The 6,122-nt window shown below is 53.1% G+C and carries 3 protein-coding genes; 2 read left to right on the forward strand and 1 reads right to left on the reverse strand.

What is annotated here, in order from left to right; all coding sequences use genetic code 11:
- Window positions 1–573, reverse strand: a 573-nt coding sequence (locus K2Y56_RS16150) for a hypothetical protein (protein ID WP_292509598.1), incomplete at its 3' end; no start/stop codon positions are given.
- 1,038 nt (window positions 574–1,611) lie between these two features.
- Here K2Y56_RS16150 and K2Y56_RS16155 point away from each other — a divergent pair.
- Together K2Y56_RS16155 and K2Y56_RS16160 are read left to right on the forward strand one after the other, a co-directional pair.
- Window positions 1,612–2,118, forward strand: a complete 507-nt coding sequence (locus K2Y56_RS16155; RefSeq protein WP_292509601.1) for a hypothetical protein — start codon at window positions 1,612–1,614, stop codon at window positions 2,116–2,118.
- A gap of 3 nt (window positions 2,119–2,121) precedes the next feature.
- A complete protein-coding gene (locus K2Y56_RS16160; RefSeq protein ID WP_292509603.1) occupies window positions 2,122–5,877 on the forward strand; it encodes a glycosyltransferase in 3,756 nt (1,251 codons plus the stop codon).
- Window positions 5,878–6,122 lie beyond the last annotated feature (245 nt).

Raw genomic sequence — 6,122 nt, forward strand, 5'->3', positions numbered from 1 at the left:
GCAGCTTTCGAATCCTGCCGAGCCGCAAGGTTGAGTGGCTGGACCGTTCCCCTTGAAGACGATCCCATCGATCAGGACGTCACTGACATTCTCAAAGGCAATGGCGGACTTGAGAGATCCCACCATCGTCATGTTCGGATCGAATGTGACAATCGTGCCGCCTCGCGACACCCACCGTGTACGCGACGGGGGCATGAGGCCTGACTTCAGGAGACAGGTGCCTGAAGGAAAGACAACATCGCGACCACCGAGGCCAACCGCGACGTTGGTGGCTGCCAGAACGGCGGGAGCTTCGTCCGCGACGCCGTCACACTTCATGCCGTAGTCGACCGCATGAACCTGATTATTTGTCCCACGCATGCGATTGAGGCGTCGCTCGCTTGTGCCCTCAGTGGTCGAGGAGAGGTCTGCTGCGTCACCCGTGGCGTCCTTCCCTGGGATGATTCTCTCAGGGTTCGTTGCATCCGGGGCCGGATTTGCCTGTCGACCGGTCTGCGCGGGCTCAAAAGCCAACGCTGCCGACGTCATGAGAAGGACACTAACGGCCACAAGCGTGCGACGAGAACGATGCATCTGCCGATCCTTCAGGGTCACGAGGCCATGGACACGACACAGTCCTCCAACCAGATTTTGCATGGTTCAGTAGATAGGCACCAGAAACAGGCCAGGGAGGATGCGGAACTGCCCGATTTCGTCGGGTGCCCAGCGCAGGACATTGCCGCATCGTTGCTTCTGCGGAGGCAAAGTCCCTTAGCGTCATACACGGAGAGGCGAGCCCAGATGTATGGAGCCGGCGCAGCCTACGATACCTGAAGCCCGGGGTCCCGATGCATCTTCGTACGTACAGTAGGTCGTAACCGCCTCCCCAACAGACATCGTCCGAGGAAAGGCAGCCTGTGACGATCCGGACGAAGGATGCCTTCATCGACCAACGAATGCCGCGGTTCGCACTCACAGGCCAAAAAACACGATAGCGCAGAACCTTATGGATCAGCGTCAGGGGAGGGGGCCGCCTCTGGCCCTCATCCTGCTTGACGAGGTCATGGCGACATTATTGACAATGATACCATTGTGAGGGCGGGTCCCCGAAGACATGAAAGACCGCGCTTCGCTCCAACCTCTCGGAAGCGTCCCCACTTGCGAGAGAAAGCGACCGCAGCCGCCGGGTCATCGTCACCGAAACGATGGCTTAGCTAACGCGGCGTCGTGGACCCATCTTGACGTCCCGAACTCCCAATTGATTGATCCAAGCATCAGCTCGCCCTTCACGCCGAAGATCCTCGACCAGCCTTCAAAAAGCCTGCGAAATGCTGCCACGCTTACGACTGGAGCAGCGACTTGAGGGCGTATGGCTAAGCTTGCAGGCCATGGCACTTTCGGGCACATGGGCAGGCCGAAACACGCGCAAGAGAACATAAATTCACATAAACCTAATCGCGATTTCCGAGTAACTAATAGCTTTCTGTGAAACATTTTACAAAAGCAGAAAAACAGATTAAGTTGATAATAAAAACAATAAATCATATATTGTCCGAGGATAATGAAAATATAGAGACATTGCATCATGGTAGCTCCAACAATGTGGACACTCATAAGCCGTGGAGGCCAACATTGGCGCTGAGAAACATATTTAGGTCGTCAAAGAAAAAGAAGAATAGGAATGCTGACGGCTGGGGATTTGACCGAGCATACTACGCGAAGAACAATCCCGATGTGGTGAGTGGAGGCGGCGATCTCCGCAAACACTATATGGAACACGGCTGGCGCGAACTAAGAGATCCATCCGATTATTTCAGCACCGCTGGGTACCTTAAGGCAAACCCGGACGTGGCCGCAGCTGAGATCAATCCTCTCCTCCATTATCTACGGAGCGGGATCGCCGAAGGTCGACATGGCTGGCAGAAGCGGCGCGCGGAGGACTGGAGCGCTCAGACCGCAGCCGAACTGCAACTTCTTCAAAAACAAGTCACCGAAATGCGTCAGTTATTAAGTCCACAAGTCAACAACGAACTAAACTTGGCGAACCCGAACGCAAGAATTCTGGCGCACATGACGCCGCGCGCTGCGATGATCTGGAACCAGTTTTCCAAAATCTCACCAAACACTGTGCTGGATTGACGCATGCGTATTCTGATCGATTTGCAGGCGGCTCAGACGGAGGCCAGCGGACGTCGCGGGGTTGGGCGGTATTCCGTTTCGCTCGCCAAGGCCATGGCGCAGCGTTCCCGCGGCCACGAGGTTTGGCTCGCGATAAACGAACGATTTTCAGCGGCTGCAGATACAATTCGAGCCGAGTTTCGCGATCTCATCCCATCAACACACATCCGTACTTTTGATGTTCCTCAACAAGCCTCGCATGCGTCCGCCGAGAACATCTGGCGTCGGCGAACCGGAGAACTTTTACGCGAGTCTTTCCTCGCAGATCTCAAGCCCGATTTCGTTTATGTGAGCAGCTTGTTTGAGGGCTTGGGCGAGGATGCCGTAACGTCAATTAATCGCTTGTCGCAACCATTCTCAACAGGAGTCACACTCTACGATCTCATTCCATTGATGATGCCCGAAGCTTATCTGAGCAACGAGGCTGTAAAACATTGGTACTATGACAAACTCATGTCCCTGAAGCGTGCTGACATGTTGTTTGCAATTTCGGAATCAAGCCGTCGAGACGCGCTTAATCATTTGTCGCTACCCTCTAGGCGTGTCACAAACATATCGTGTGCAGTTGACCCTTCTTTTCAAGTGCGAGAAATCAATCCAGCTTTTGCAATTGATATCAAGAAGCGTCATGGCATCCACAACAAATTTGTGATGTACACAGGTGGAATTGACCATCGAAAGAACATTGAAGGCCTAATCAAGTCGTGGGCTCTTGTGGGTGAAGACCTTAGATCAACTCATCAGTTGGCTATTGTCTGCTCGATTCATCAGGCAGACCGCTCACGACTCGAAGAACTCACGTCCTCGCTAGGGCTGGAGGACAGCGATGTTGTTTTTACCGGCTATATCAGCGAAAGCGATCTAGTGAGTTTCTACAATATCTGTGATCTGTTTGTTTTTCCCTCTTTGTACGAGGGTTTTGGCCTGCCCATCCTAGAAGCTATGGCTTGCGGCGCGCCTACAATCGGCGCGAATAATAGCAGCATTATTGAAGTCCTAAACTTTAAGGACGCAATGTTCGATGGAAGTAGCATCGAAGCGATAGCAAAAAAAATCTCTGATACTTTGCGCAGTGCCGACTTCCGCAACGCCTTGGTGGCGCATGGTCAGCAACAAGCACGAAAGTTTTCGTGGCAGACATGTGCCGAGCTTGCTCTGGACGCCATAGAGCGCGCCGTCGAACAAGATCAGCCCAGGAAGTCAAACATTCACGTCAACGGCGTCCGGAAGCCCCTTCTTGCCTTTATTTCACCTCTCCCACCTTTAGAAACGGGAATTGCTGACTACAGCGCAGAGCTTCTGCGAGAACTGGTTCGGAACTACGAGGTAGAAGTAGTGACGGATCAGGCGACCATATCGGATCCCTGGATCGATTCAGCTCTTCCAGTCCTCAACGTCGATGATTTCAAAAAATCGGCACATAAATTTGATAGAATATTATACCACTTCGGAAATTCAGATTTCCATACTTATATGTTCGATCTTCTGTATCAATATCCCGGCGTCGTGGTCTTGCATGACTTGTTTCTTAGTGGCGTGCAGGCGTGGAGAGAACACCATCATAGGAAGACGGCTCACTTTACGAGGGCACTTGCGCTGAGTCATGGCTATTCCGCGTTGATCGATCATATTGAGTCTAAATCTGACGCGGCAATTTGGACCTATCCTATCAATCAGGAAGTCGTGGAAGCAGCTAAGGGTGTCATCGTACACTCACGTTTTAGCTATCACCATCTTTTGCAAACACGCGTCGAAGAGGATGCCCTTGCTTACATACCGCTTTTGCGGGCTGCCGTTCATCCTAATCGGTCCGGCGCGCGTCAGCAGATCGATCTCGACGATGGCCAACTGTTGATTTGCTCGTTTGGCGCGGTTGGTAAGAACAAGAACAGCCTCTTATTACTCGAGGGATTTCGCAAATACGTTGCTTCAGGTCGGAGTGATGTAAAGCTTGTCTTTGTCGGAGGCGTCGGAGGCGATAGTTACGCAGAAGAGTTCAAGCGCTTTATCAGTGACAATGATTTAGAGCGGCAGGTGTCTATTACCGGCTATGTTGAGCCATCGATCTATAAGTCGTATTTAGCCGCCGCGGATGTTGCGATTCAGCTTCGGGCGTTCACGCGCGGAGAGACATCAGCGGCCGCTCTCGATTGTTTGGCGTACGGAATCCCGACGATCGTGAACGCGCACGGCCCGATGGCGGAACTCGACGATGGTGCCGTCATCAAACTGGCCGAATGTCCGAGCGCTCTCGAGATTGCCTCAGCCTTTGAACATTTGCTCGACCATCCGGCCGCGCGTGAAAAGCTCTCCCAGAACGCTTTGGCGTTGGTCCGTGAGGTGCACGCTCCCCACAAAATTGGCGATTTATACGCGCAGGCTATCGAGGCATTTCACGCGTCCAGTCCGGGTTCCCGCTACGAGGCTGTTCTGCAAATGATGAAGCTGGACCCGCATTTTCACCTTGCGGGTGCGGAGGATATTGCTCACGCGTGTAGTTGTCTGGATCGCAACCTTCCTATTGGAAGACAGCATAAGCTTTTCGTCGACGTCTCCGAACTCGTGACGCGTGACTGGCAATCAGGCATTCAGCGGGTTGTTAAGTCTATTCTTTTTGAACTCCTCCGAGATCCTCCCGCGGGACTGTATGTTGAACCAGTCTACGGACATGTTGACGAGGATGGCTTCGTTTATCGTTCCGCGAGGCGTTTTACGACGGAGTTCATTGGACATGCCGATGATTTATGGGCTGATGAGGTCATCGAGCCGGCAAACGGGGATACGTTTCTAGGGCTCGACCTTGCTCCGATTCTTGTGCCGAGAATGGCCTTCAACGGTATGTATTCAAGGTGGAGAGCCCGCGGTGTGCGTATCCACTTCGTCATCTACGATCTGCTACCCGTGCTACACCCGGAATTTTTCTCATCAGGTGCCGCTGAGAATTTCTCGGCGTGGCTTGACGCGGTTGCTGAGTGTGCTGACGGCGTCATGTGCATCTCGCATTCCGTTGCACAGGAATTTACCGCTTATGTCGGCTCCGCGTCTTGCCCACATGAGCGTGACCTCAATGTTAACTGGTTCCATCTAGGAAGCGACGTTGTTGTGTCGGATTCTAGCGAAGTTGACGTGAATCGGACGGAACTCGCGCAGTTTGGGCTGACGGACAAGCCTTTTGTAGTAATGGTGGGAACGCTGGAACCTCGCAAAGGGCATCGAGACATCATCGATGCCTTTGACAAACTCTGGAAGCAAGGAGCCAACACGAGTCTCGTTATTGTGGGACGAAGAGGATGGCTCGCTGATGAACTCATCTCTGTGATTGAGGGTCATCACCTCATCGGTAAGCAACTGTTCTGGTTCTCGGATGTCGATGATGCCAAGCTTGAGCATTTTTATGCTCAGGCAGATGGTCTGATAGCGGCGTCTTACGCTGAGGGATATGGCTTGCCATTGATTGAGGCGGCCAAGCGCGGCGTTCCGATCTTCGCGCGGAGCATTCCGGTTTTTCGGGAAGTGGCCGGTCGTTATGCGACCTATTTCGATGAATCGGGGCGGTTTCTCGTCAAAGAGCTTGGGGATTGGATAAAATCGTTGGAGGCCAACGTCGCAGTTCGCCCAGAGGGCATGCTCATATTGAGTTGGGCTGAGAGTACAGAAAAACTGATTTCCGGAGTTTTTGAAGAGAACCGCGTGGTCGGAGCGGACTCGCAGGCGTTGTGATCATTTCGCGTCTGGTCTGAGCTTTGCACACGATGAGGTCGTCATCTCTCCAGGTATGAGGAGCGATCCACGGGCGGCTATACAGGCGTTACACGCGTGCGCGCGGTTTGGTAGACGCGGCTGCTCAGATCTTGCGTCTACAAGCGTTGGGACGCTTTTGGGCTGGTGTTGGTCTGCCCCCGTTAGGTGGCCCGGTTCAAATCTAATGCATTGCAAGCTTGTCGACCAAGCTTGAGGTGGCCGGC

The organism is Methylobacterium sp. (genome assembly GCF_019745455.1).
Classification (GTDB): domain Bacteria; phylum Pseudomonadota; class Alphaproteobacteria; order Rhizobiales; family Beijerinckiaceae; genus Methylobacterium.